This window comes from Vibrio sp. Sgm 5, from assembly GCF_026241575.1.
In the GTDB taxonomy this organism is placed as follows: Bacteria; Pseudomonadota; Gammaproteobacteria; order Enterobacterales; family Vibrionaceae; genus Vibrio; species Vibrio jasicida.
Genome location: NZ_JAPHPY010000019.1, coordinates 56428 through 81494, shown reverse-complemented (window position 1 = coordinate 81494; position 25067 = coordinate 56428). Strand labels below are relative to the sequence as shown.

Annotated in this window: 30 protein-coding genes and 1 riboswitch; of the genes, 16 read left to right on the top strand and 14 right to left on the bottom strand. The window is 44.8% G+C overall.

Going from position 1 to position 25067, the window contains the following annotated elements; all coding sequences use genetic code 11:
• Nucleotides 1–101: 101 nt before the first annotated feature.
• Entirely contained in the window at nt 102–854 is a 753-nt protein-coding gene (locus OQJ86_RS12560) for a DeoR/GlpR family DNA-binding transcription regulator (protein ID WP_054755554.1), read from the bottom strand.
• Nucleotides 847–1599 (bottom strand): glycerophosphoryl diester phosphodiesterase, encoded by a 753-nt coding sequence (locus OQJ86_RS12555; RefSeq protein WP_265987967.1) that lies wholly within the window; start codon nt 1597–1599, stop codon nt 847–849. The genes OQJ86_RS12560 and OQJ86_RS12555 overlap by 8 nt, the downstream gene beginning before the upstream one ends.
• 230 nt (nt 1600–1829) lie before the next feature.
• On the opposite strand from OQJ86_RS12555, the gene ugpB reads away from it, so the two are divergent.
• The 5 genes from ugpB to OQJ86_RS12530 all read left to right on the top strand — a co-directional run bounded on the left by ugpB (nt 1830) and on the right by OQJ86_RS12530 (nt 6954).
• On the top strand, nt 1830–3137 hold the full coding sequence (gene ugpB, locus OQJ86_RS12550) for a sn-glycerol-3-phosphate ABC transporter substrate-binding protein UgpB (RefSeq protein WP_265987966.1): 1308 nt from the start codon (nt 1830–1832) through the stop codon (nt 3135–3137).
• Nucleotides 3138–3264: 127 nt separating this feature from the next.
• Complete coding sequence (gene ugpA, locus OQJ86_RS12545) at nt 3265–4146, top strand: sn-glycerol-3-phosphate ABC transporter permease UgpA (RefSeq protein ID WP_038865173.1); 882 nt, start codon at nt 3265–3267, stop codon at nt 4144–4146.
• The gene (ugpE, locus tag OQJ86_RS12540; RefSeq protein WP_265987965.1) at nt 4146–4991 is read left to right on the top strand and encodes a sn-glycerol-3-phosphate ABC transporter permease UgpE; all 846 of its coding nucleotides are present in this window, start codon (nt 4146–4148) and stop codon (nt 4989–4991) included. Before ugpA ends, ugpE begins: the two co-directional genes overlap by 1 nt.
• Nucleotides 4992–6137 carry a sn-glycerol-3-phosphate import ATP-binding protein UgpC gene (locus OQJ86_RS12535; protein ID WP_265987964.1) on the top strand — a complete coding sequence of 382 codons (1146 nt, stop codon included), beginning with the start codon at nt 4992–4994 and terminating at the stop codon, nt 6135–6137.
• Entirely contained in the window at nt 6130–6954 is an 825-nt protein-coding gene (locus OQJ86_RS12530) for an HAD-IIB family hydrolase (RefSeq protein WP_265987963.1), read from the top strand. The genes OQJ86_RS12535 and OQJ86_RS12530 overlap by 8 nt, the downstream gene beginning before the upstream one ends.
• A gap of 18 nt (nt 6955–6972) precedes the next feature.
• On the opposite strand, the gene OQJ86_RS12525 is transcribed toward OQJ86_RS12530, so the two are convergent.
• Nucleotides 6973–7161, bottom strand: a complete 189-nt coding sequence (locus OQJ86_RS12525) for a hypothetical protein (protein WP_104048174.1) — start codon at nt 7159–7161, stop codon at nt 6973–6975.
• Between the two features lie 566 nt (nt 7162–7727).
• Between OQJ86_RS12525 and OQJ86_RS12520 the strand changes: the two genes are divergently transcribed.
• The 3 genes from OQJ86_RS12520 to OQJ86_RS12510 are packed head-to-tail and all read left to right on the top strand — an operon-like array spanning nt 7728 to nt 8403.
• Entirely contained in the window at nt 7728–8063 is a 336-nt protein-coding gene (locus OQJ86_RS12520; RefSeq protein ID WP_038865166.1) for a hypothetical protein, read from the top strand.
• Nucleotides 8064–8098: 35 nt separating this feature from the next.
• Nucleotides 8099–8275: a hypothetical protein gene (locus OQJ86_RS12515; RefSeq protein ID WP_265987960.1), complete on the top strand. Its 177-nt coding sequence runs from the start codon at nt 8099–8101 to the stop codon at nt 8273–8275.
• The gene (locus tag OQJ86_RS12510; RefSeq protein ID WP_038865164.1) at nt 8275–8403 is read left to right on the top strand and encodes a hypothetical protein; all 129 of its coding nucleotides are present in this window, start codon (nt 8275–8277) and stop codon (nt 8401–8403) included. The genes OQJ86_RS12515 and OQJ86_RS12510 overlap by 1 nt, the downstream gene beginning before the upstream one ends.
• Nucleotides 8404–8478: 75 nt before the next feature.
• Here OQJ86_RS12510 and OQJ86_RS12505 read toward each other — a convergent pair whose 3' ends face one another.
• From OQJ86_RS12505 to OQJ86_RS12480, 6 genes are all read right to left on the bottom strand, one after another.
• Nucleotides 8479–8895: a MarR family winged helix-turn-helix transcriptional regulator gene (locus OQJ86_RS12505; protein ID WP_265987958.1), complete on the bottom strand. Its 417-nt coding sequence runs from the start codon at nt 8893–8895 to the stop codon at nt 8479–8481.
• On the bottom strand, nt 8895–9803 hold the full coding sequence (dmeF, locus tag OQJ86_RS12500; RefSeq protein WP_265987957.1) for a CDF family Co(II)/Ni(II) efflux transporter DmeF: 909 nt from the start codon (nt 9801–9803) through the stop codon (nt 8895–8897). Before dmeF ends, OQJ86_RS12505 begins: the two co-directional genes overlap by 1 nt.
• Nucleotides 9804–10056: 253 nt before the next feature.
• On the bottom strand, nt 10057–11061 hold the full coding sequence (locus OQJ86_RS12495) for a CobW family GTP-binding protein (protein ID WP_265987955.1): 1005 nt from the start codon (nt 11059–11061) through the stop codon (nt 10057–10059).
• On the bottom strand, nt 11051–11611 hold the full coding sequence (locus tag OQJ86_RS12490) for a carbonate dehydratase (RefSeq protein WP_265987954.1): 561 nt from the start codon (nt 11609–11611) through the stop codon (nt 11051–11053). The genes OQJ86_RS12495 and OQJ86_RS12490 overlap by 11 nt, the downstream gene beginning before the upstream one ends.
• Before the next feature lie 149 nt (nt 11612–11760).
• Nucleotides 11761–13101 carry a dihydroorotase gene (locus tag OQJ86_RS12485; protein WP_265987953.1) on the bottom strand — a complete coding sequence of 447 codons (1341 nt, stop codon included), beginning with the start codon at nt 13099–13101 and terminating at the stop codon, nt 11761–11763.
• Between the two features lie 96 nt (nt 13102–13197).
• On the bottom strand, nt 13198–13650 hold the full coding sequence (locus OQJ86_RS12480) for a Fur family transcriptional regulator (RefSeq protein WP_038865157.1): 453 nt from the start codon (nt 13648–13650) through the stop codon (nt 13198–13200).
• A 225-nt stretch (nt 13651–13875) separates the two neighbouring features.
• Between OQJ86_RS12480 and OQJ86_RS12475 the strand changes: the two genes are divergently transcribed.
• Nucleotides 13876–14730: a patatin-like phospholipase family protein gene (locus tag OQJ86_RS12475; RefSeq protein ID WP_039974830.1), complete on the top strand. Its 855-nt coding sequence runs from the start codon at nt 13876–13878 to the stop codon at nt 14728–14730.
• A 179-nt stretch (nt 14731–14909) separates the two neighbouring features.
• Here OQJ86_RS12475 and OQJ86_RS12470 read toward each other — a convergent pair whose 3' ends face one another.
• Nucleotides 14910–15758 carry a pirin family protein gene (locus tag OQJ86_RS12470; protein WP_265987952.1) on the bottom strand — a complete coding sequence of 283 codons (849 nt, stop codon included), beginning with the start codon at nt 15756–15758 and terminating at the stop codon, nt 14910–14912.
• Between the two features lie 324 nt (nt 15759–16082).
• Here OQJ86_RS12470 and OQJ86_RS12465 point away from each other — a divergent pair, with 324 nt between their 5' ends.
• From OQJ86_RS12465 to OQJ86_RS12450, 4 genes are all read left to right on the top strand, one after another.
• The gene (locus OQJ86_RS12465; RefSeq protein WP_038865154.1) at nt 16083–16292 is read left to right on the top strand and encodes a cold-shock protein; all 210 of its coding nucleotides are present in this window, start codon (nt 16083–16085) and stop codon (nt 16290–16292) included.
• Between the two features lie 305 nt (nt 16293–16597).
• Nucleotides 16598–16807 (top strand): hypothetical protein, encoded by a 210-nt coding sequence (locus OQJ86_RS12460; protein ID WP_038865152.1) that lies wholly within the window; start codon nt 16598–16600, stop codon nt 16805–16807.
• Between the two features lie 51 nt (nt 16808–16858).
• Complete coding sequence (locus tag OQJ86_RS12455; protein WP_038865151.1) at nt 16859–16999, top strand: PA3496 family putative envelope integrity protein; 141 nt, start codon at nt 16859–16861, stop codon at nt 16997–16999.
• A 319-nt stretch (nt 17000–17318) separates the two neighbouring features.
• A riboswitch (purine riboswitch) is annotated at nt 17319–17418 on the top strand.
• A 100-nt stretch (nt 17419–17518) separates the two neighbouring features.
• Complete coding sequence (locus tag OQJ86_RS12450) at nt 17519–18523, top strand: adenosine deaminase (RefSeq protein ID WP_265987951.1); 1005 nt, start codon at nt 17519–17521, stop codon at nt 18521–18523.
• Between the two features lie 75 nt (nt 18524–18598).
• On the opposite strand, the gene OQJ86_RS12445 is transcribed toward OQJ86_RS12450, so the two are convergent.
• Together OQJ86_RS12445 and OQJ86_RS12440 are read right to left on the bottom strand one after the other, a co-directional pair.
• Nucleotides 18599–20233 (bottom strand): diguanylate cyclase, encoded by a 1635-nt coding sequence (locus tag OQJ86_RS12445; protein WP_265987950.1) that lies wholly within the window; start codon nt 20231–20233, stop codon nt 18599–18601.
• 154 nt (nt 20234–20387) lie between these two features.
• On the bottom strand, nt 20388–21311 hold the full coding sequence (locus tag OQJ86_RS12440; RefSeq protein ID WP_265987949.1) for a LysR family transcriptional regulator: 924 nt from the start codon (nt 21309–21311) through the stop codon (nt 20388–20390).
• 168 nt (nt 21312–21479) lie between these two features.
• Here OQJ86_RS12440 and OQJ86_RS12435 point away from each other — a divergent pair, with 168 nt between their 5' ends.
• From OQJ86_RS12435 to OQJ86_RS12425, 3 genes are all read left to right on the top strand, one after another.
• The gene (locus OQJ86_RS12435) at nt 21480–21974 is read left to right on the top strand and encodes a magnesium transporter (RefSeq protein ID WP_265987948.1); all 495 of its coding nucleotides are present in this window, start codon (nt 21480–21482) and stop codon (nt 21972–21974) included.
• A 3-nt stretch (nt 21975–21977) separates the two neighbouring features.
• The gene (locus OQJ86_RS12430) at nt 21978–22967 is read left to right on the top strand and encodes an efflux RND transporter periplasmic adaptor subunit (RefSeq protein WP_038865143.1); all 990 of its coding nucleotides are present in this window, start codon (nt 21978–21980) and stop codon (nt 22965–22967) included.
• A 138-nt stretch (nt 22968–23105) separates the two neighbouring features.
• Complete coding sequence (locus OQJ86_RS12425; RefSeq protein ID WP_045422003.1) at nt 23106–23579, top strand: peroxiredoxin; 474 nt, start codon at nt 23106–23108, stop codon at nt 23577–23579.
• A gap of 70 nt (nt 23580–23649) precedes the next feature.
• Here the strand turns inward: OQJ86_RS12425 and OQJ86_RS12420 are convergent, their stop codons facing one another.
• Together OQJ86_RS12420 and OQJ86_RS12415 are read right to left on the bottom strand one after the other, a co-directional pair.
• On the bottom strand, nt 23650–24354 hold the full coding sequence (locus OQJ86_RS12420; RefSeq protein WP_237303876.1) for a class I SAM-dependent DNA methyltransferase: 705 nt from the start codon (nt 24352–24354) through the stop codon (nt 23650–23652).
• Between the two features lie 201 nt (nt 24355–24555).
• On the bottom strand, nt 24556–24963 hold the full coding sequence (locus OQJ86_RS12415) for an SPOR domain-containing protein (RefSeq protein ID WP_038865140.1): 408 nt from the start codon (nt 24961–24963) through the stop codon (nt 24556–24558).
• Nucleotides 24964–25067: the final 104 nt, after the last annotated feature.

The window sequence follows — 25067 nt, the reverse complement described above, 5'->3', positions numbered from 1 at the left end:
TTCAATCATCTAAGCATAGCGAATCGCGATGAAAAAGCATCACGCAGGTCGAATCAATAACGGATTTTCCTACGAGTTAGACAAGCACGGGAAGTAAAAGCTTAGTTACTAAAAACGCGGTCGAAATAATTGAGTGGTGCCACCTTAGTGTTGGCTCTTCGCTGCCATTTACTCTTGTTAGCCACCAGCCACTTTTGTTCGGAGTTGGCTAAAATTGCTTGGCTCACCTTGGCTTCTCGCAACTCATGCTCCATCGCAAACAACTGAGTCTCAACTTCAGTGCGACCAAAATTGACCATCTCTGAATGAGGCTGCGCGATTTCGGTGATACCTGCACAACCAATAATTCCGATGTCTGCGGAAAACTGGCCGTAAAACTGCTCTGCCGAACCATCCACCACATCGCGATCGTTCGTACGAATACGACCACCCGGAATCCAAGTTTCGATGTTCTCATAGTGAGAAAGAATATGCGCCGCTTCGAAGTTATTGGTCACCACACGTAACTCACTGTGATTGGCTAGACGTTCAGCAACCAAAGCAATCGTAGTACCAATACCTAGAAACAATGTCGTTCCGTTTGGGATAGCTTTGACCACCTCATCGGCGATGATCTGCTTTTCCTGTTGATTGGTGACTTGGCGAGAGGCATAGCTGCGATTGCTCAAAGTGGCAGGCAGCCCGACACCACCATGATGGCGTCGGGTAAGTCCGAGTCGACAAAGTTCATTGATGTCACGACGAATGGTTTGCGTCGTGACTTCGAAACGTTGGGCAAGTTCTTCTATCGAGCAATATTCTTGCTGATGAACCAGTTCAATGATGCTTTGTTGACGGACGTTTAAATTATTCATTCAGTGCGGGTTCTCGTATGGCTGAAGGCACTTTTACTTTATAACGTTGAGGCGTATCTGTAATCATCATATCCACGCCCCAATGCCAATGTGCTTCAACTAATTGAGGAAAGTTTGGTGTATAGCAGAAGAGTTGATAACCATACTGCTTGATCTTCTGAGCTTGCAACTCAGTCAGGAAGCGGTAGTCACAATGTACACTGTATGCATCGATGTGTTGTAGCACGACAGCTGAATCATCTGGAATCTCTTGCCATAGTTGCCCTCTTCTCACTTCTGGCAGGTAATTTTTCATCATCATTAAGGCTTCTGTGTTAAAGCTAGAAAACAGAATCGCGTCCGCTTCTACACCTAAGTGCTCGATCACCTGCGCAACCTTTTCGCACAACAGGTCGATTTCGTCACCAGAGTAAACCTTCAATTCAATATTGAGTTTCACACTCGCTCTTGTAGTGAGCTCAAGCGTCTCTTCTAAACTCGGGATAAGTTCGCCCGCGAAGTCATCACCGAACCACAAGCCTGCGTCGAGTGCTCTCAGCTCCTGCCAAGTCAGATCTTTGACTTTACCTCGACCATTCGTGCAGCGGTTGACCGTTTTGTCATGGATGACGACAGGAATGTTGTCCGCACTGAGCTGAACGTCGATTTCAATCCATTCACAACCAAATTCAATGGCGCGTTGTATTGCCGATAAGGTGTTTTCTGGAGCCAAACTGGATAAGCCACGGTGTGCTGTTATTTTCATTTTTTATTCCGTCTTTTTCATTTGTTTTCAAATGAACTATCTCAACCCTCAATGACGCTTTGATTACAAAATGGTGACGAAAGCAATGTTCAAATAAGTTCATTTTTTTGTAACTAGAACGTCATTTGGCTCATTTAATGTTCATTTGAATTTTTTGGAGCGGATTCATAATCAAAATGAACATTCGCAAGGAAACACCTGTTCAAATCATCCAATGAAAAGGAATCATTATGGCTATTAAACACCTCGCCGGACTTGCAGTTGCAGCGGCATTCATCAGCACGCAAGCACAAGCAAAAACAGAGGTTGAGTGGTGGCACGCAATGGGCGGCGCGCTAGGTAACAAGGTTAATGAAATTGCGGCAAACTTTAACGCAAGCCAATCAGAATACGAGATCAAACCGGTTTACAAAGGCAGCTATGCAGAAACCATGACCAGTGCTATCGCGGCGTTCCGAGCAAAAGAGCAGCCAGCGATTGTACAAGTATTCGAAGTGGGTACGGCGACCATGATGGGCGCAGACAAAGCGATTTATCCTGTTTATCAATTGATGGAAGACACCAAAGAGTCGTTCAACTCTGATGATTACCTTGCCGCCGTAACGGGGTACTACACCACCAATGAAGGCAACATGCTTTCCCTGCCATTTAACAGCTCAACGCCTGTGCTTTACTACAACAAAAACATGTTCGCAAAAGCTGGCGTAGCCAACCCACCAAAGACATGGAAAGAGATGGAAGAAGTTTCCCGTAAGCTGCTGGCATCTGGTGCGAAGTGTGGTTTCAGCACAACGTGGCAATCATGGACGCAAATCGAAAACTTCGGTGCGCGTAACAACGTTCCTGTTGCCAATAACAACAACGGCTTTGTTGGCTTAGACACTGAGTTTAAGTTCAATGATTCAGCATTTGTTCGTCACATTGATCAAATGGGCAAATGGTCGAAAGAAGGCATATTTAAGTACGGCGGTCGCCAATCTGATGGTATGCCACTGTTCTACACCCAAGAGTGTGCAATGACTATGGGCTCCTCGGCAGGTCTAGCTGGCATTAAAGAGAACATGAAAGACGTTGATATCGGCGTAGCGCAACTGCCTTACGATTCAGAGATCGTCGCTAAGCCACAAAACACCATCATCGGTGGTGCATCACTTTGGGTACTTCGTGGTCATTCAAGCGAGGAATACAAAGGCGTGGCGAAGTTCTTCTCTTACCTTTCTAGTGCAGAAGTCCAAGCAGATTGGCACCAGTTCACTGGTTACCTACCAATCACAAAAGCGGCTTACGAGCTAACGAAAGAGCAAGGCTTCTACGCTAAGAACCCAGGCACAGATACAGCGGTTCTACAAATGACGTCAACCGAGCCTACAGAAAACTCGAAAGGCATTCGCTTTGGTAACTTCCTGCAAACTCGCGACATCATCAACGAAGAGCTAGAAGCAGTGTGGGCAGGCAAAGCAACGGCACAAGCTGCGCTAAACAATGCAGTTCGTCGCGGTGACGAGCAGCTACGTCGCTTTGAGCGCACACAGAAGTAACGAACATTAATAACGAACAATGGTGCGCTGAGTCTTATTCGAATCACCGCTCAGATACGCACTCTCCCCTCCCATCTTGGGTGGGGAATTCGTTCACACACCTTGCCTGTTTTACTTTGGTATTTGTATGTCCTCACCTGTTGTTTTTAAACACAAATGGCTTCCGGTTGCGCTGATCGCACCTCAGTTGGTGATCACCTTGGTGTTCTTCATCTGGCCGGCAGGACAAGCCATTTTCCAATCTTCTCAACTTGAAGATGCTTTCGGCATGAGCCGTGAGTTTGTGGGTTTGGAGAACTTTGAAAAGCTCATCCATGATCCCCTTTACCTAGATTCGTTAATGACCACGCTGCAATTTAGCATCAGCGTTGCGGTGCTCGCGTTGGTCAGCGCACTCGTTCTTTCCGCTTTCGCCGAACAAATCATTCGTGGCGCGACCATGTATCGCACCTTCTTGATTTGGCCTTATGCGGTCGCTCCGGTTGTCGCAGGTTCGTTATGGCTATTTTTATTCGATCCAACCATCGGTGTGATGACCGAACTGTTGAACCTGTTTGGCGTAGACTGGAATCCAACGCTCAATGGCACCCATGCGATGTGGATGGTGATCATCACCTCGACGTGGAAGCAAATCAGCTACAACTTCCTGTTCTTCTTAGCAGCGCTGCAATCCGTGCCGAAGTCTTTGCACGAAGCCGCAGCCATTGATGGTAGCGGTCCGATCAAACGCTTTATCACCATTAGCTTCCCACTGATTTCACCAACCAGCTTTTTCTTGTTGGTCGTGAACTTTGTTTATGCGTTCTTTGATACGTTCGCCATCATCCACGCGATGACACAAGGCGGTCCGAGTAACAGCACCTCGACCTTGGTTTACAAAGTCTACAACGATGGCTTTATCGGGTTGGATTTAGGTTCATCGGCCGCGCAGTCCGTAATCCTGATGATCTTGGTTGCTTCCCTGACTGTGATTCAATTTAAGTATGTTGAGAAGAAGGTGGCGTACTGATGGTAGAAAGAAGACCGTTTTTCAATCTGTTTTGCCATGTCATTTTGATTCTTGGCATCATTTCGATTGCGCTTCCGGTTTGGATTGCAATCGTTGCAACTACGCATGAGAACAGTGCATTCGCTACTGGCACTCCACTTTGGTTTGGAGACTTGGGTTTTAGTGTATTTACTGACTTGTTGAGTAACGATACCCAATACAACAATACTTTGCCGATTGGCAACATGCTGCTGAACTCTTTCATCATGGCGATGTGCATTACCATCGGTAAGTTGAGCATTTCCATCATGTCTGCCTATGCAGTGGTGTTCTTCCGTTTTCCGGGAAGAATGCTGGCGTTCTGGATGATTTTCTTCACGCTCATGTTGCCCGTTGAAGTGCGCATCATGCCGACGTTTGAGGTGATTACGAACCTCAACATGCTCAACTCATTCTACGGCTTAACCATTCCGCTGATTGCCAGTGCGACCGCCACTTTCTTGTTCCGTCAGTTCTTCTTAACGGTACCGAATGAGTTAGTGGAAGCGGCGCGAATTGATGGCGCAGGACCAATCAAGTTCTTCTTCGATATCTTGTTGCCCCTGTCGCGCACCAACATCGCAGCACTGTTCGTCATCACCTTCATTTACGGCTGGAACCAATATCTATGGCCACTGCTGATCACCACTGACGTGCAGTACTACACCATCGTGATGGGCATAAAACAGATGCTTGGAGTAGTTGATGGTGTTGTGGAATGGAACAAAATTATGGCCACCACCATTATCGCCATGTTGCCACCCGTGATTGTGGTAATTGCAATGCAAAAAGCCTTTGTTAAAGGTCTGGTAGATTCGGAGAAATAAATGTCCACGTTAACTCTTTCTAATATCGCTAAATGTTATCCGAACGGCTATCAGGCGATCCAAAAACTCAATCTTGATATCTGCGACGGTGAAATGGTCGTATTGGTTGGCCCAAGTGGCTGTGGTAAATCCACCTTACTTCGCATGATTGCGGGTCTAGAAGAAATCAGCTCTGGTGAGCTCAAGATCGACACCACAGTCGTCAACGATCTCGAACCGGGTGAACGCGACATTGCTATGGTATTCCAGAACTACGCCTTGTACCCACACATGACGGTGTACAACAACATGGCTTATGGTCTGCGCAACCGCAAAACACCAAAAGCGGAAATCGAGCGATTAGTTCACGAAGCAACAAAGATGCTGGAGTTGGATCATCTACTCGACCGAAAACCGGGGCAATTATCTGGAGGGCAACGTCAGCGTGTCGCGATGGGGCGTGCAATTGTACGTGAACCAAAGGTGTTCTTGTTTGATGAGCCTCTATCTAACTTAGACGCCAAATTGCGTGTTCAAATGCGTTTGGAAATTAAGAAGCTGCAACGTCGCCTCGGAACTACATCGGTCTACGTTACCCACGACCAAGTAGAAGCCATGACACTGGCGGACAAACTCGTGGTGCTCAACAAAGGCAATGTAGAACAAGTGGGTACACCGCTAGAGATATACGACAACCCTGCTTCTCTGTTTGTCGCGACCTTTATTGGTTCACCATCCATGAACATCTTGGATGCCAATGTTACCGTCGACGGCATTACTATTGGTGACGCACTGCTTCCTACATCCACAACAAACTTGGATTTGGGGGTAGTAAAACTAGGTCTTCGTCCGGAGCATTTACAAATCAACCAAGATAAACCATGGTTGCAAGTAGAAGTGGAATTGATTGAATCGCTCGGTGCTGATTTGTTGCTTTACTGCCGCACAGAAGGCGGTGATTCACAAAAGCTGGTTGTTCGAGTTGAGGGACATACGCCGATTCAAATCGGGGACAAACTCGGTTTAGATATCAAACCCAAGCACCTTCACTTATTTAATGCCAATACCGAAAAGCGCATTGATTGCTCACTCAAAGCGGCGTTATCAACGCCAGTTAAAAGTACGATAGATGACAAACAGACACAACGAGGAGTGGTGAATGCCTAATCCACTATCAGAGCTCAATACAGAGTATCTGAGAAACATTGAATGGTTGTTGACCGACGTAGACGACACATTAACTTGGCAAGGAAAGCTGCCGCCAGACACTTTAATTGCGCTCGCAGAGCTAGAGCGCGTGGGTGTAAAAGTGGTCGCTGTAACAGGCGCATGTGCTGGTTGGTGTGACCAAATGGCAAAGATGTGGCCGCTGCATGGGATCATAGGTGAAAACGGCGCTTTTTGGATGAGAAAAGACGCCGCAGGATTCAGAACTACCTTTGCGCGCCCAGCGGAAGTGATGCGAAAAGAACAACGCACATTGCAAGAAACTATAAAGGGCATTTTGACGGAGTATTCTGAAGTTGAGTTAAGCCAAGATCAGAGCTTTCGGTTCTGCGATGTAGCGGTCAACATTGCCCAAGATCGTTCCCCTGTCGCGGCTTCAATTACGATGGAGATCCTCAACCGTATTTTGCATCTTAACGTAGAATCTAACCCAGTCAACGCGACCCTAAGCTCCATTCATATCAATGCTTGGATAGGAAGCCACAGCAAACGAAGCAGCAGCGAAGCCTACATTAAGCAATTTAATCAGGGGACGTTACCCAATTTGAATCGAGTGACGTACGTAGGAGATTCATTAAATGATGAAGGGATGTTTGAATGGTTACCCGTGACTTTCGGTGTAAAGAATATTCGCCCGTTATTAGATAGCTTAACTCATCAGCCGAAATATCTTACTTCTGAATACGGTGGGTTTGGTTTTGCACAACTCGCGAGCCTGATTGTACAAGCAAAAAATGGCAACAACACTAACGAATAAACCGCTTGTGGTGTCGTACTATGAATAAGAAGGCGTTGATGTTTCTTTGGTAAACAAACCATGGATAAATTGGCGCTCTTCTTCGCTCAGTTCTACCGCTCCTTGCTGTCTATTTGCATTTTTAATCAGCCTATCAATTTCATTTAATTGCGATAACGTTAAGTTATTTAGGTGGCGCTTCAAGGTTCTAAACTGCTGTTGTTCCATAACTCTTTTCTTATCGTTTTCCAAAAAAGACACTCAATCCGGATATCATCCATGGAGGGGGGAAATACCACGGATTGAGTGAAAGAAGGAGTAAAGACTGCGGCGGATTGCATGAGAAAATCAAAATTCCCAATCTTATATAACTACTCCAACGAGAAAAATAATATCGATTTTTGATGTATTTATAATTAGCAGTTATGAACTTTCTTCACCACAAGTGCTTAAAAGACTCCCACGAAGAAACGCATCTCAAGCCCTTGGTAGACTTAGCATTTATCCATATTAAATGCTCCGCGATGCTCAGAATGGAAAAGTCCGCAACAAAAATTGCTTGTGGTTCTCACTAATTATTTTTGTTTGTCGCATCCAAGAGCAGCCCATATTATCCGCAACACAAGGGATGACATTCCTTTAGCTCTTTAACAATCAGATGCTGCATACCGATTAATCCCAATCTTTATATGTGAAAGTACACCTTTAATTTCCCATTTTTTGCTTTTACAACCACTGAGCAGAACATCTCAAGCTGTGTTCTGCATAACAGTCTATTCATGTAGGAATTTATCGTGGATAAATATCAAGCTGCATACGCTAAGCGTCTAGAAAAACTAAAGGGCAATCGCTCACCAAAAGCTATTGCTCGCATTTCGGCGTGGGATGCATTTTTTAACAAAGAATATGAGATGCAAGATCTTGAATCTCAAATGGCAGACTCTGCGCGTCAACGCTACGAGCAATCTGATGTAAAAAATGAAATCAGCTTTAGTTCATTCAAACGCGCATTCTATAAAGAGTCGATCGTGATTTACGATTTGACCGATGGTGCATCAATTCAAAAAGTATTCACACCACTACTTGTGCTGGCAACAGCGTGGGTTCTGTTCGTGTGCTTTAACCAATAATTGAGCATCCAAGATCAATAAACGATAGAAACGCAATGGGCAGAGTGGTTGTCACTTTGCCTCCAACAGTTGAGAGTTTAGGGATGAAAGGAAGAAATATTGCAGCATTTGCCATTGTTGTGGCAGCACTGGCATTCGGTTATGGTTTTAAAACTTATCAAGAAGCAAATGGGGTGATGTACCCTACCTTCAAAAAGGAGTTTAGCCTCTAATGCCTAAAATTACGCTTCTCTTACTCGCAACAACTGTTGGAATCGGTATTACCGGTTCTGCATTCTGTGTTGGCGTGACGTACGCATTTACACAACTGCCAATCGAACAAATTCTATCGAGCTTATAAAAAAGTAGAGCACTTCGGTGCTCTACTTTTTGTAATTTGGCGTTCAGGGTTTGTGTTAGGAAACGAAAAGCCTAATCAAAACTCTCTGTTCATTTTCTGCAAGCACGAAAACAAAATGGCTTGATGTTCGGGGTCGATATTACGCGTTAAGTCCTGAACCAAATCTAGATGCAGCTGATTGTGGTGGTGGTGAATTTCTTCGCCACTCGGTGTTAACTTCACGACAATAGCACGGCGGTCTTCTGGATGAGGACAACGTTCAATCAACTCCGCCTTCACTAGTTTTTCAATTTGAACCGTCAATGTACCGGTCGTAATCCCTAGCTTCTCCGCCAGTTCTTTCATACGCAGTGCACCATGCCCACCCAACACTTCAATCGTGTGGATTTGAGCCAGTGAATAACCAGTGCCTTTCACTACAGATTGCTCCCAAGAAGACATTTTGTCATAAAACTCGGTAAGCGTTTGATTCAGCTTTTCTAATTCGCGCATCACTCAGTCGTTTGAACTTCCAAAGTAAGATGATGAATCTTATCAAACTTAGCCAGTATTTGCTTAAATTCATCCAGTGTTTTATCACTCTTATTCTTCAATGCAATCGCCGCAGAATAATGATGGCCACTGACTTTCCAGATATGTAAGTCGACAACCTCCGCATACGGATCTAAAGACTTTCTTATCTCTTTACGATAGTTCTTATCGATACTCTCATCCAAAAGTACTGGCGCGGTTTGCTTCATCAAGCCCAACGTCCATTTACCAATCACAACAGCACCAACAATACCCATCATGGCATCTAACCACACCCAGCCGTAAAACTTACCGACAATCAGCGCCACAATCGCCAACAAAGACGTCAATGTATCCGCTAGCACGTGGAAATACGCAGCGGTTAAGTTGTGGTCGTGATGATGTTCGTGATCGTGTCCGTGGTGATCGTGATGGTCATGCTCATGATGATGGTGATCTTGCAAAAGTAGCATGCTTGCAAGATTAACCACTAAACCAATCACCGCGACCATGATCGCCTCGTTAAATTGGATACTCTCTGGATTAAAGAGGCGATGAATCGATTCGACCATCATCATCAATGCCACAATCCCCAAAGCAATCGCACTGGTAAAACCGCCAAGTACGCTGACTTTACCCGTACCAAATGAGAAGCGGTCATTGTGCGCATTTTGTTTCGCGTAGCGGTAAGCAAAGAGAGTAATACAAAATGCCGCTGCGTGTGTGCCCATGTGCCAACCATCTGCCAGCAATGCCATTGAACCAAACATGGTTCCGGCAGCAATCTCCACCACCATAGTGGTCACGGTTAGAATCAATACGTAGAGCGTGCGTTTTTCACCCTTTTGGTTGTGAGAAACGAAATCATGTGAATGTTGCGATACAGCCATTGCGACACTTACCTTCCAATTTTAGTTTGATTATCAAACTATTTGATTTTAATTTAGTTTGACAATCAAACAATGTCAATGCGGAAAATAAATAATATTGAAAGCACATTGCCCGATGAGCCGAATGAATTGCAGAGAAAGGCATTTTTGAAAAGTCAGGATAGAACGTCAGAAAAAGAGAAAAAGGAAGAAGAGAGGAAAAACAAAGAAGAGCGTTGAACCTTATCAGGTTTAACGCCCAAGTTATTTGATTCTATCGCGTTTCGCAGGCGAGAAGCTTGTCTTCAAATTGCTCATCAATCCTATCGGCAATCAATTCGATTCGGCTTTCTGCACAGTCATCCAGTTCTACTTCCGTTAAACCATCAGGAGTAAGGTTGTAACCAAAAATGCCGCTATTGGTGATGAAGACCGCTTTCATACGTTCTACTTGTAGATCAACCAATAATACGATGAGCTGCTGGCGATCAAACACTTTCTCAGGAGAGAATCGCCAACCAACGCTTTGAAAGCCTTCACCTTCATTCATCGCTTTCAGCAAGCCACTCTCTGGCATGGGCATCTCAGAAACCAATGGCTTTTCATTCGCATGATGGTGGTGATGGTGCGGCGGATGCTCATGAATGGTGGTTTCGCCTTCAAATTCATGAAAAGGAATCACACCGTGCTCCGCGAAAATCACTTTTGTATTTGGACGACCAACTTCCGCCACATAAGCTTCTAGCTTCTGGGGATCACCCTCTTGATAGAGATCGAGTTTATTACCCACCACCGTATCGGCAATGGCGATTTGCCGATTGAATGTATCGTGCTCGGTGTAACGAAGATCTGTCAGCTTACGAGCATCAACTAAGGTGATGTTCTTTTGCAATGACAACACTTGTCGATAGTGATCCGTCGATAAAACCTGTAACACCTCTTTTGGATGCCCAAGGCCAGTCGGCTCAATCAACAAGCGGTCGGGCTTTGCTTCATTCAGCAGTTGATTAAGTGCAATTTGCATTGGCAATCCCGCCGCACAGCACATACAACCACCGGGTACTTCACGAATAAAGACTTGCTGCTCTTCGCTTTGCTGGCCTTGAACCAAGCTGCCATCTACACCGATTTCGCCAAACTCATTGACCAAAACAGCCCAGCGTTCATTCTTTGGTTTACTCGCCATCAGATTCAAAATCGCAGAGGTTTTACCGACGCCCAAAAACCCGGTAATAATGTTAGTTGGAACCCCAAGTATGGGCTGTTTATCAGAGCTCATTGGCAATTCTCCTGTAGCCTTGAACCAGCTCGTGGTTTGCCGAAACCACAGACTCCGAAAACGCCGAGTATTCTGGCGGCACTTTCGAGATGCTGTTCAAATCAAAGTCGGCGCCGATATTGGTCATCGGCGGAACATGGAAGTTCTCTGGCAAGTCTAGTCCATCCACCACACAGTTATGACGAATCACACAACCTGCGCCAATCACGGCGTTAAAGACGACCGAGTTGAAGCCGATAAAAACATCGTCACTCACTTCACAAGGCCCATGAATAATGGAACGGTGCGCAATAGAAGAACGCTCGCCAATGGTCACGGCAGCGCCCGCTTTCGAGTGAATAACCACACCGTCTTGAATATTGGTATCACGCTTAATCACGATGGCTTCCATATCGCCTTGTTCATTGACTTCATCAGCCCGAATCACCGCATAAGGACCAATAAAAACGTTATCTTCAATGATCACTTTGCCACAGATAATAGCAGTCGGATCGATGAATGCATTTTCCGACACTTCCGGCATGTGACCTGTTGGATTTCTTCTTAACATATTGATTTCTCTTTATTCGGCGTCTTATTAAACACTCAAACTACAACGTCTAACTTCAAGCATTACAGCTTCTACAAATCAGGTTTAAAAAACAGGGAGTACAAATAAGCTTTCAAAAATGAAGGTCAAAAATCAGCCCAGAGATAAACCTAGCACCGACGTTCAAATGACAGTCGCATGCCATATTCCTTTGGTTCAATCAGTCGTTGGTTGGCATAAACCACACCGCCGTTTACCCACGTTGTTTTGATTTGTGATGAGAACGTATGACCAGCAAACGGTGACCATCCGCAGTGATACAAGCTGTTGTCGTTCGTCACCGGCGTTGGTGCTGCTGCATCAACAAGAACCAAATCAGCAAAGTAGCCTTCACGAATAAAACCGCGCTCTTGAACACCATAACGAATCGCTGGGTTGTGAGCGGTTTTCTCTACGACTTGCTCCATCGTCATGTGGCCACGACTCACTTGATCAAACAGCGTCAGTAGTGCGTGCTGCACCAAAGGTAAGCCCGCAGGTGCTTGGTCGTAAGGGGCTTGCTTTTCTTCCCAAGTGTGCGGAGCATGGTCCGTCGCGATAATGTCAATCTGGCCTGTGCTTAATGCCTTTAGAAGCGCTTCACGATCGCTTGGGTATTTCACTGCTGGGTTACATTTAATTTGGTTCCCACGCTCCGCATAATCCTCATTGCTAAACCAGAGATGGTGAACACAAGCTTCTGCTGTGATGTTCTTATTTTGAATGGAGCCAGCCTCAAACAAGGCAAGTTCTTTGGCGGTGGTAATGTGTAAAACATGCAGTTGGCTATGGTGTTTTCTCGCTAACTCAACCGCGTAAGAAGAGGAGGCATAGCAAGCTTCGTCATCACGTAACACTGGGTGATCTTCTATTGTGAGTTCCGACTTTTTTTGCAGCAACCTTTGCTTGTTTTGAGCAATGTTAGGGCCGCTTTCACAATGGGTGACAATTAACACAGGCGAATCACGGAAAATCGCGTCCAAAGCTTGCGGCGCTTCAACTAATAAATCCCCTGTTGAAGCACCCATAAAGACTTTTACACCACAATGCTTACTTGGGTCGAGCAACTTAATTTGGTCCAGATTGTCTTCTGTCGCACCGAGGTAAAACGAGTAATTTGCAAGTGAGTTGTTCTCGGCAATTGCAAACTTCCGCTCTAATGCATCAATTGTGGTTGTCGCTGGGTTTACGTTCGGCATTTCCATGTAACTGGTAATACCACCCGCGACCGCTGCACGAGATTCTGTCGCTATCGAGCCTTTATGGGTTAAGCCTGGCTCACGAAAATGCACTTGGTCATCAATCATTCCTGGGATCAAATAACAGCCTCTCGCATCAATAACTGCATCACCTGGACGAACCATAATATCCTTTTCTATGGTTTCAATTCGCTGATCGACAATCCGCAAATCTGTTTCTGTAATCGTTCCTTCATTTACCACACGGGCATTCTTAATCAGCGTTGCAGGCATGACGTTTCACCGGTTCCTTTTTGTTAGGGATGAAAAAATGAATGACGCACAAAGTGAGTTTTGTACGCTCATGGTAGGTAGAGTGAGCTCACACCTCTATTTGACACAATCGTCGCAGACACAACTGATTTCCAATTGAGGGCTGATAACCGTAAAACCTTCTTGTCGCGCATTCGATTGAAGGCCAGTAATCATGGCAGGATCGATGGTTTGCTCGCTGATTTTGTCGCATTTAGAGCAAATCAGAAATTGAGGGATACCATGTTCGTGGTCGCACAGGATATGAGAACAGACAATGTACTTATTAGAGACCTTTAGCTTGTGCGCCAAATGTTCACTTTCAAGGAAATCCAAAATACGATAAACCGACATGGCCTGAATATTTTGATCAAAATGCGTTTTGCAATAGTCCATCAACTCATACGCTGACAACGCTTTGTTAGAATGAACCAGTGCTTTTAAGACGAGCTTCCTTTTTGATGTCAGTTGCTTGCCTCGAGCTTTACAGATTTTCTCTACATGCTTAATAACCGCGTCGATATCGCCCATTACCCACCTCACAAAACATTTATGCCACCCAATATACTTTATTAATAATTGTTATGTTATAACACAAATTAAGAGTTCATCAAGCTAACACAGAAGTATCCAAGATAAGGCTGAGGTTCACGAGCCAACAACGCTTGGCCTAAGGGCGATTTGGGTATATGAATTAGATCCGTTACTCTAGAAGCCTGATATCCCAAATCATAACAATCAAAACGGATGGCAAGGATGGAACAAGTTGGCTCTCGCGCTCTCATCGTAGAAGGCGGCGCAATGCGCGGCGTATTTTCCTGCGGCATACTCGATCACTTCATGGCTCATAACTTCTCACCCTTTGATAGCTTTTGGGGGGTATCTGCGGGAGCAAGCAATCTAGCGGCTTACCTTGCAAATATGCCGGGGCGAAACCTTAAAATTTATCTCGATTACAGCCTACGTAATGAATTTATCTCTCCAACGCAGCTTGTGCGTGGCGGAGACATGATGGATTTAGATTGGATGTGGGACATCACGCTCAAAGAACTCGATATAGACAGAGCGGTACTGTCTGCTGATGCTCGCCCTTTCTTTTTAGGTGTCACTCGCCAAGACAACGGACAAGCAGAGTACCTAACCCCGACAATTGATATGCTCGCGGAAACAATGAAGGCAAGCAGCGCATTACCTATTTTGTATCGCAACGGTGTCGCGTTGAAAGGGATAAAATATGTCGATGGTGGGGTCGCCGACGCTATTCCTGTCGCAGAAGCCATCAAGCGCGGGGCGACCAAAATCATGGTCTTACGGAGCAGACCTGTAAGTTATCGAAAATCCAAACCAAAGTTTGAAAAACTCACCGCGCGTCTATTGAAAGATCACCCTGCGTTGGTCGAGCCAATGCTCACTCGCCACGTTCGTTATAACCAGTCTTTGGAATTAATAGAGAATCCACCAGCAGGTGTTGAGATCATCCAGATTTGCCCTCCGGAAGGTTTTAAACTTAAGCGCTTAAGTCGCTCTCCAGAGCCACTACGTAAAGCTTATGAGCTTGGCATTGAATTTGGTCAACACGCCATTGAGCGCTGGAACAAAATTAGGAACTAGGTAGCACGAATCAAAAACTAAACAGATAAAAAAAGCCACACCGACTAGGCATGGCTGTTGCAAATTCGATGGCAGTGGATATCGTCTTTGCTTGCAGTTGAACTCAATAAGGGAGTTCCAAATCATTGTGCGCTTTTTCCATCTTGCTGTGCGGCCAAACAGCATGTTTTCCTAACGGTTTAATAAGTCTCGAATAAACCTGCGTTGTAATCTTGAATCGCTTGTTCGATTTCTTCGATGCTGTTCATTACAAAAGGACCATAGTGTACAACTGGTTCATCAATCGGCTCACCGATGAAGATAAGCGCACCGCTAGCCTCATTTGCGTTTAACTCAGCCGTATCACCTTGAGACAGCAAGGCCATTTCCCCCTGCTTAACAACACGGTCACCAAGACTTACATTGCCTTTGTAGGCATACACCATCATGTTGTGATGCGAGGGTGTTATAAGATTTAAACAGTCCCCGGAGGCAGAACGCCAATCAGCAACCGTAACGGGCACACCCGTTTTATCCAGTGGACCTCGAATCACTTCACCATTTATATTCAGATCGCCGGACAACACTCTCACCAAACCTTGTGTTTCTTGGTGATACTCAGTGATCGTCTCAGGTTGAAAGTCATGGTATTGCGCTGGCGTCATTTTGTTGCGCGCTGGCTGGTTAATCCAAATCTGAAATCCATGCAAAGCGCCATCTTGCATGATTGGCATTTCACTATGAATAACGCCACGCCCTGCGGCCATCCATTGGGCTCCACCGGAACGAAGTTCACCAACATTGTCCATATGGTCGCGATGCTGGAAATGGCCCTTCATCATGTACGTTAGCGTTTCTATGCCACGGTGAGGATGTGGAGGAAAGCCACCAATATAATCCGCTTGCTGATCAGACTTCAGTTCATCCACCATCAAGAAAGGAGAAAAGCTGGCGTTGTTGAATCCGGCAACTCGACGAATCTTTACACCATCACCATCCGCGGTTGCGTGTGAACGGATAACCTGACGAATCTCTCTCAATGTACTCATAATCTTGCCTCCCTTATTGGTATGGTTCCATTGTAGAAAGGGCGGGAGAAAATCATGAGTGGATGAAGTTGTTCTACTCCATCGATTTTTTCGAACAAAAATAAATTCAAAATAATGGTAGCTATTTTTCAAACACGCTGTATAGTGACGACTGGCTCTTAGAAGAGAGCTGTTAATGCTACATTTAGTTTAAGTTCCCTCTCAGTAAATTCTTGAATCCCTCAATTCAGACACCTGCGTAAAACTTCCTCTTGATTGCACATTCAATAGCTTAAAAAAGATCCACTAAAACTCGTATATTATTGTTTAAATTCAGAGGTTTTTATGTCTAAAGTAACTGGTTCAGTAAAATGGTTTAACGAAACTAAAGGTTTTGGTTTCCTATCTCAAGACAACGGCGGCCAAGATGTATTCGTACACTTCAACGCTATCGTTGCTGACGGTTTCAAAACTTTGACTGAAGGTCAGAAAGTAAGCTTCAATGTAGAAGATGGTAAAAAAGGTCCTCAAGCGACTGAAGTTACTCCTCTATAAGATAGCTTTTCTTGGTGCAGCATCTCCTTGCTGCACCAAACTCTCCTCCCCCTTCAAAAATTCCTCACACTTAACACTCAGCAATATTCAATAAAATTTGCTCGGTTTTCTGCTGCCTAAAATAAATGGGTTGCGGACATGATATCCATCACTAGCACACTGTATCTATCGTTAGAACACTATTGTAATCGTTGGTATATCACTTACTTAAAATTAGGAAAAATTATGTCTAGAAGAACTGGTCGTCAAAGACACTGGTATCAATTATCAAATAAAGAAAAAATCACAAAGAAACAGGAGAATAGATGTTAGAAATTGAATTCCGTTTAAAACAACCCGACATTTCTTGGAACGCCAAAATACATCAACTTAACGGTGACATTTTAAGGCGCCATATACTGCCAAAGCTTCAATCAACTTGTTATCTCATTGATTTTAAATACTGTGAGAAGAGCTACTCAGGTGAAATACTGTGTGACTCAGGTTCAAAGTTAGGAAGTTTTAGTATCAAATAAGTCTATTTTGATGCATTAATTAGTAATGCGAATAACTAGGAAGGTATTCAAATGGCCAGAAAAAGTAAAAAACAAATAGAACAAGAAAAGAAAGAGTCTGAACAAAACGCCGCTGCAGTAAAACAACAAACACGCCGACGTATTGAGGACATTATGGAGCAAAGAGAATTTGATAAATTGTTTGATCTTTAATGTTTAAACGAATAAATGAAATCCCTCCATACTCTTTTCATTACTCTTACCTATTAAAAATATCGATGTGCAAGGTATCGCCACCCCTTCTCAATTCACAATGAGCAACGCACAGAAACCCGATATTAAACACCAAATTTCTCGCAAGGTGTCATTCAGAATTAGCCTCTGAATAATCGATTCACAGCTCGGTGTGTGCTGGGACCGAAACACCCCGCGATGAAATAACCCCTGCAACGCCCGAAAGACTAACCTTCTTCTCCATTTTACTATCACCCATCTGTTTTCTAACAACGCTAGCCAACCCCGATTTTTTGCGTATAATCGCAACCGTTTGCTTCGTATAACCCCAATGATATGGTTTGGGGGTCTCTACCAGCTCCCTTAAAGTGCTGATTACGAAGAGTTGAGATCACTGTGGATCTTACTCTTTGTAATAGCGTTCGATTTTTTCCAATCTATACCTATTCTTAGAGTAACTGCATCCACAACAACCATAAGAAAAAGTGGGAGTTTATTATGAACGCATTTATTCAAGGTCTTCCAAAGGTAGAGTTACATTTACATATAGAAGGTTCGCTAGAGCCAGAATTGTTGTTTGAGCTAGCAAAGCGCAACCAAATCGACATCCCATTCGAATCACCTCAAGTACTGCGTAAAGCCTACGAGTTCGAAGATTTACAATCTTTTCTCGATATCTATTACCAAGGGGCAAATGCGCTGCGTACAGAGCAAGACTTCTACGATTTGACTTGGGCATATCTAGAACGCTGCAAAGCCGACAACGTTATCCATACTGAGATCTTTTTCGACCCGCAAACGCACACCGACCGCGGTATTGCATTTGATGTTGTCATTCATGGTATTTTTCGCGCCATGCAAGACGGACAAGAAAAGCTCGGTATCACCTCACAAATCATTGCTTGCTTCTTACGTCACTTATCTGAAGAAAGCGCGATCGAAACGCTGCAATCGATCTTAGAACATAAAGATAAAATCATTGGTGTTGGCTTGGATTCTTCCGAACTTGGTCATCCGCCAGAGAAGTTTAAGCGTGCATTTCAACAGGCAAAAGAAGCGGGCATGCTGACGGTTGCTCATGCTGGCGAAGAAGGTCCAGCGCAGAATATTGTTGACGCACTAGAGATGCTAAGTGTCAGTCGAGTAGACCATGGTGTTCGCTGCGTTGAAGATGCATCGTTGGTCGAAGCGCTTATCGAAAGCAAAATGCCTCTCACGGTGTGCCCGTTGTCGAACATTAAGCTTTGCGTGTTTGATGAAATGGAGCAGCACAACATTGTTGATTTGCTACGTAAAGGTGTCGCGGTAACCATTAACTCGGATGATCCGGCTTACTTTGGCGGTTACATGACGGATAACTTTTTGGCGGTCAGCAATGCACACCCGATGACAAAGCCAGAGCTAGCTCAATTCACCATCAATGCGATCAATGCGAGCTTCATCAGCGAAGCACTTAAAGCCAAATACCGTGCTCAAGTCGCTGATTATTTAGCGAATCACTGATTATAAATACAAACCAATCAGGGCTAGCTATCTAGCCCTGATTTTGTTGTTTGAAATACACCTTTACTACGTACCTCATGATGTATCTCGTTCGGTTTTAATACAGTTTCTCCCCGCATTTTTTGCAACATAGAGCGCCTTGTCTGCTCTGGCGACCAGTTCATCAAAACTGTCTTCTAACCCTAATGTGGCAATTCCCGCACTGAACGTCACTTTCGAAACAGGGCTGAAATCTTCATCCTTAAGCGCCTCTAAACGGTTTTGTGCCCATTGCAGTGCCTTTTCTAAAGATACCTCGGAAGCGACGATGACAAACTCCTCCCCGCCCCATCGTGCCAACATACCTTCGTCTAAAGGGGTTTGGGCCAGAAAATCAGCAATATGCTTTAGTACGTCATCCCCAACATCATGCCCAAATGTGTCGTTAACCTCTTTAAAGTGGTCAAGGTCGAGCAAAATCAATGAGACAGGCCAACTGTGCGCTCGTGCCTTTTGAAGCTGCTCGTTGACTTTGGTGATCAGTGCACGACGGTTAAATAAGTTGGTGAGTGGATCATGCATGGCCAACCAAGTGAGCTTGTGGTTGTTTGCATTGAGCAAATTGACCGAGTACGCCAACTCTTGGTTCGCAGTATTGAGCTCTTGTGTTCTGAGTGCGACCACTTCCTCTAGCTTTCTATTGTGCTGATGGATTTCATCAAAGGTGTTTTTAAACGCATTGGAAAGCTGACCTATTTCATCTTTCGAATCGTAGCCAGAAAACGCGGTGTAATGATTGTTCACTGCGTTTTCGACATCGTACGTCAGATCCAAAATCGGCCTTGTGATGGAATTGGTGAGATAAAACACGATAGGCATGAAAACAACAATCACCACCGATGAAGTAATCGCAACATCTTCCAGTAGCTCATTGATATCGAGGAAAATATCAGACTCTTCCGTGGTCACAAAGAGCGTCCAATTGGGCAAAGTATCGATTTTAGCGAAAGTCACGATCTTGGCTTCATTGACCTTTCTGTCGTAGTAGTGGCCGTGTCCAACATTCTCCCAATTAGTTTGCACCGCAATGTCAGCAAAGCCTTCAAAACCAACTCGTTCACCTTCAAAAATATTGGCGTGCAAAATCAGAGAGCTGTCGGGATGAGAAACCACTGTCCCAGTGCTATCAGAGATCCAAGCATAGCTGCTGTTGCCTAACTTCACTTTCGACAAACGCTGCGCAAGGTAGTCTACGGAAATAGAAACACCAACAATCCCTTTCCAGTTACCCGCTTCGTCATACACGGGTACACCAAGGGCAACAACGGGCGTTTTGACCAGTAAGCCAACGTGCGGCGCTGTGATGTGATAACCTCCGTGCTTCCATCGAACATCTCCAACAAATTCCGGCCACTCGATTTTTATGGATCTACCCTTGTAATCAATCAGGTTCCAATACTCATCGACGAAAAGCGTATTGATCACAGACTTCTTAGACATGCTTTTGAGCCACTTAAGCTCTTCGACAATAAAGTCGATATCCCCTTCTTGAACACGTTGGTGACCACTAATGGTTTGCAATGACGCCACATGTCGTTGCAACTCTTGGCTAATGACGTCCGAATGGAGGTTAGAAAGTTGAATGGAGTTTTCTAAGGCGACACTAAAGATCCGTTGCCGCTCTTTAAAGTACAACACAGCGAAAAGAATCAGGACGAAACAAATCGTCATTACGGAATACGTCACGACAAACTTGGTTCTTACACTTCGGAAAGCAAACCCCGCGATATACACAAATGTCCTTATTAAATGTGAGGATATGCATATAGTCTAGTTTGTTAGTAAAGAGTCTGCTATGTGGTTTAGTATGAAAAACGGTCGAAATTTAATAGTTTATTGAAAACTTCTTCGCTGCCAATGCACATTGTTCTCTCAACCATTTATGACTTGGATCGTTGGTACGAGATGAATGCCAATACATGGCAACATCGATAGGCTCTTTTAAAAAGTCGATCTCTAACGCTTTCAATTGATACAACTCTTTGTACTGTTCTAACAATATTTGAGGCATAAGGGCGATATAATCGCAACGTTGTATCACCGGCAATATTTCTATAATACTGCTGCTCTGCCAAGCAACGTCACGCTGAGCTAATATCTTTTCGTCTTTAATCCCACGTCCAGTCAAATACCCTCCTTGTTGATCAAGTTGAGATAAAGTGACGTGCTTTTCTGCTAAATATTCATCCACGCTAATGGTATTGCCTAGTAAGCGTGGATGGTCAGCCCGGCACGTTACCGTCAACTTATCAGACATCAACACTTGAGAACGTAAATGAGGATGCAAGTTAGTCTGTGCCTCAATCACAAGATCACATTGCTGAGTTCGCAAAAGGTTGGTTAAGTCCATGCTATAGAGTGGTTCAATCCGCGTCATCGCTTTTGGCGCAGTATGACTAATCATTGCAGACAACTCTGGTAACAAGGTAAAACCGAACACACTCAACGACGAGATCACAAAACGCTTATCACATTGGGCAGGGTCAAATCGAGAATGTTCAGGCAACATATACGCAATACTTTCAACTGCACTGGCAAGCGTTGGGTAAATATCCAGAGCATACGTCGTCGGTGACACACCGTGGCTTTCACGTATAAACAGTGCGTCGTTAAACATCTCACGAAGCCTGACTACCGCTTGGCTGACCGCTGATTGGCTAATACCCAATCGTTGCGACGCCTTGGTATAACTTTTCTCTTCGACAATCGCCACGAAGGTCGGCATAAGGCTGTAATCTGAGTGCTTCATAATTTATGTATTCTCGCCAATTTACCCAGTGATATAGCCATAACTTATATCACATATAACTCAACTTATGGCGTTTTTTCATACAATTTCGCGCACGTGATGAAACAAATAAAACAACCATCACTCGCTCAACGTTCTACCCTCCAAACATCGACAAAAGGTATAACTATGAACGTCATAAAAGCCATAGGTCGCGTGATATTTGCGATTTTTATGGTGCTATTAAGGTTCTCGATCTTCATGGCTCTGATGCTTTGCGGTGCTTATTTGCTTGCACCTATAGGTACGATCAATTCAAAAGACATTGATATGAGCTTGTTCACCAACACGCCCAACGACACCATGATGGTGATCTTTAACTCTGAATACTTCAGCGGGTATCTGTTCTCTGTCACCATAGCCCTTGTCCTTTTTGTTATCTATTTGCTATGGCAGATCCATGAAGTTGCAGTGCACCGAGCGGAAGAAAAGAAAAGTTCTCACATTCAATTGGTTTTTGCTTTGTCTTTATGTGGTTTGTTCATCCATAAAGCATGGTGGGTATTGGCACTTATCATTGCGTTCGCTAACTGGGAACACATTGGTCAATCACTTAGCAACATTATTCGCAATAGCCGCCTGTCAACACAACCCCAAACGCCAGCAAAAGCAACGGAGGAATAACCGATGAAAGAGGTAATGATTCCGTACATTTTGATCATGTGGATTTTGGTCTCTACTGGCGCGATCAAATGGACACTTAAAAGCGCGTTTTGGATTATTTCTGGCGGCGCGTTCATTCTTGTGGTGCTGGGGATTCTATCCCGTTTGTGGGCTCCGGTTGATCTCACTTACTCATCCACAGTCAAAGCACCACACTCCGTGTTGTCTCCCCTATTTCGGGAGCAAATCGACCACATCAATGTGCAGCACAACCAACGAGTCAAGAAAGGCGATGTGATTTACACCTTAGTGGATACCACTTCACAAGCCGACGTCGAGAAGATTAAGGCTGGGATTGTGCAGCAAGAAGAGACCATCGCTCAGTTGAAGCGTGACATCGTGCGTGGTGAAACTTCACCAGAAATCTTCAAAGGCCGCGATCTGGAATACTACGAATCACAATTACGCGTCGCCAAAGCGTCATTAAAATCACTCCATGCTGACCTTGAGAAGACTGTCTTTGAGCAAGAGCGTAAAACGGTACGAGCGCCTTATGATGGCCAAGTAGCCGTCGTTAACGTCGCTGACGGCAGCCGTGTGGGTAACATGCACATTTACGACACCTCACGTAAGTTTTTAGAAATGCGCATCCCTGACCAAACTTATCGTTACGTTGAAGCGGGGCAGTTTGCTGAGTTTTACGTCGACGCATACCCTGGTGAAGTGTTCCGCGCGCGCGTGCACAGTATTACTGCGGGTACCGGAGAATCTTCTGTCTCTCCTCTGCAAGGGCCGCAAAGTGTTCGTCAGCACGTGGGAGCAAACACGAGTAGCCATGGTCGTACTGTGATTTTGGAAATCTTCGAACCAGAAGGCAAATCCATACCAATCGGTGCAACTGGCTCAGCGTGGATTGCCGCAAATAAACCACACAGCCTGTTTGGCTTCATTGATGTAATTGGCGCAGCAACGGTTCGCCTTCACTCTTATAAGTCTTACTTGAACGCGATGTAGAGAATAAACAAACCGCCCACACAGGCGGTTTGTTTCTATGAAGCCAATGATGCCCCTACAATTCGTCTGTGGTTAGCAAACACTTTTGGCGCTAGACTGAGTGGGCTATATAAAGCTACCCAAATAAGGAAGAAAATGATGATTCAACAAGGCCAAGTACTACCTGCCGCAACGCTTAGCGAACTGACTGCGGATGGCATGGTAAATCACGAAGTAACCGAACTGTTTGCCAACAAGAAAGTCGTGTTGTTTGCGGTACCAGGTGCATTTACGCCAACATGTTCTGAAGCTCACTTACCTGGCTACGTTGTATTAGCAGACCAATTGAAAGCGAAAGGTGTTGATCTTATTGCTTGTGTATCGGTCAACGATGCCTTTGTCATGCAAGCTTGGGGCGAAGTGCAAAATGCTTCTGAGCTACTCATGTTGGGTGACGGTGATGCAAGCTTCACTAAAGCAATTGGTCTAGAAATGGACACGGGCGGCTTTGGCGGTGTTCGTTCACAGCGTTACGCAATGATCATTGAAAATGGCGTAGTAACCACGCTGAATGTTGAAGAGCCAAAAACATTCGAAGCGAGCAAAGCAGAAACCATTCTCGCTGCACTTTAAGCTCAACGCTAAGATCACAAAACGGAAGCCTCTGCGCTTCCGTTTTTTCTATCTGAACTCACTGATTTTACTAGCTCAGCGCCACACATTTAATGAAGATGAAGTTCGGGAACGTCGCCAAACGTTGGTAATGCTCCTGAGAGATTTCACGAATCTTTTCATTCACCTTACCTTCTGAAATCGCCAGCATCGCCATGTTACTGCCCGTAATCGCATCGGTAATGTCTTGTAATGAACGGCGGTAGAATGCCACAGGAACCGGTTCTCCTACCGTATTCCACATATCTTCAACCAGCTCTTTATCGTAGTAATTACCAGAAGCCGAACATTCGAAATCCGCAAATGGATGATGGGTTGAAAAGACAAACTGACCACCGGCTTTTAATACTCGTTGAATATCGTTAAACAAGGGACGAAGATCTTCAATGTAATGAACCATCAGCGGGCAAATGACTAAATCGTACTGCCTGTCCGCCTCTTCAGGTAAACCGAGCGCCAAGTTTTGCGCGTAAGCGGTGACCGAGCTACCTAGCTTTTCTTTTACGATATCTATCATCTCTTGTGCAGCGTCGATGCAGGTTACTGAGCTTGCGCCCAGCTCAAGAAGAAGCTGCGCGTAAATACCAGAACCACAACCTAAATCCAGCACCTTTTTGCCTGCCACATCACCGACTAGTTCAAGGGTGTTTGGACGCTCAAAATGCGCGTTGTACAGGTTATCTTGCGCGGCTAAATCGTATTGCTTTGCGTAGGTAGTGTACATTTCTTGCTTCATGGTGACTCCAACGAAAAAGTGGGATGCGAAGACTAGAAAATACTCGATATGAAGTAAAGTGAAAAGCACGTCAGATCAGTGATCTTGCGCGTACATTGAAGAAGTGGCGTTCTGAAAAATAGAAAGAGCCTTACCGATGTATCGAAAGACTCTGAATTGTGTGCAAACCCCTAATCGAATCGAAGCCTAGGTATTTAGGTATTAACGCATTCGCACCACACTGGTCTCTTGCTTGCGCTGCATTTCACCAAACGTCAGCACAAACGGGGAAGATTGCTTAACGCGGCTTGGCAACGAAGACAGTGCGTTATAAGCGTCTTGCTTGGTTTTGAAATCCCCAACCGTCACGGTATACCATCGTGTACCACGGCTGTTTTTCCAGTTCACCCAAACCGGATGTTTCGGATCGATATAGCGAATGTACTCTTTGACATCCTTTTCTTTTTTGAGTGCCAGTACCTGCATCGTGTAGTGATTTGGGTTGAGGTATCCATAAGCATCTTGCGATGACATAACACCAACGCATTGCCCAGAATCGACTGGTTGATGCTGCGGCAGCACACAGCCAGTAAGGGAAAAAGCCAAGGCCAAAGATAAAATCTTGCGCACACGTAACTCCGTTTTTTTGTTCTGAATGTTTCTCTTAATGAGTGCTCAAAACAAAAAGGCGACCATTTCGGCCGCCTTAGTAAATCAATTTGCGTGTAATCGAG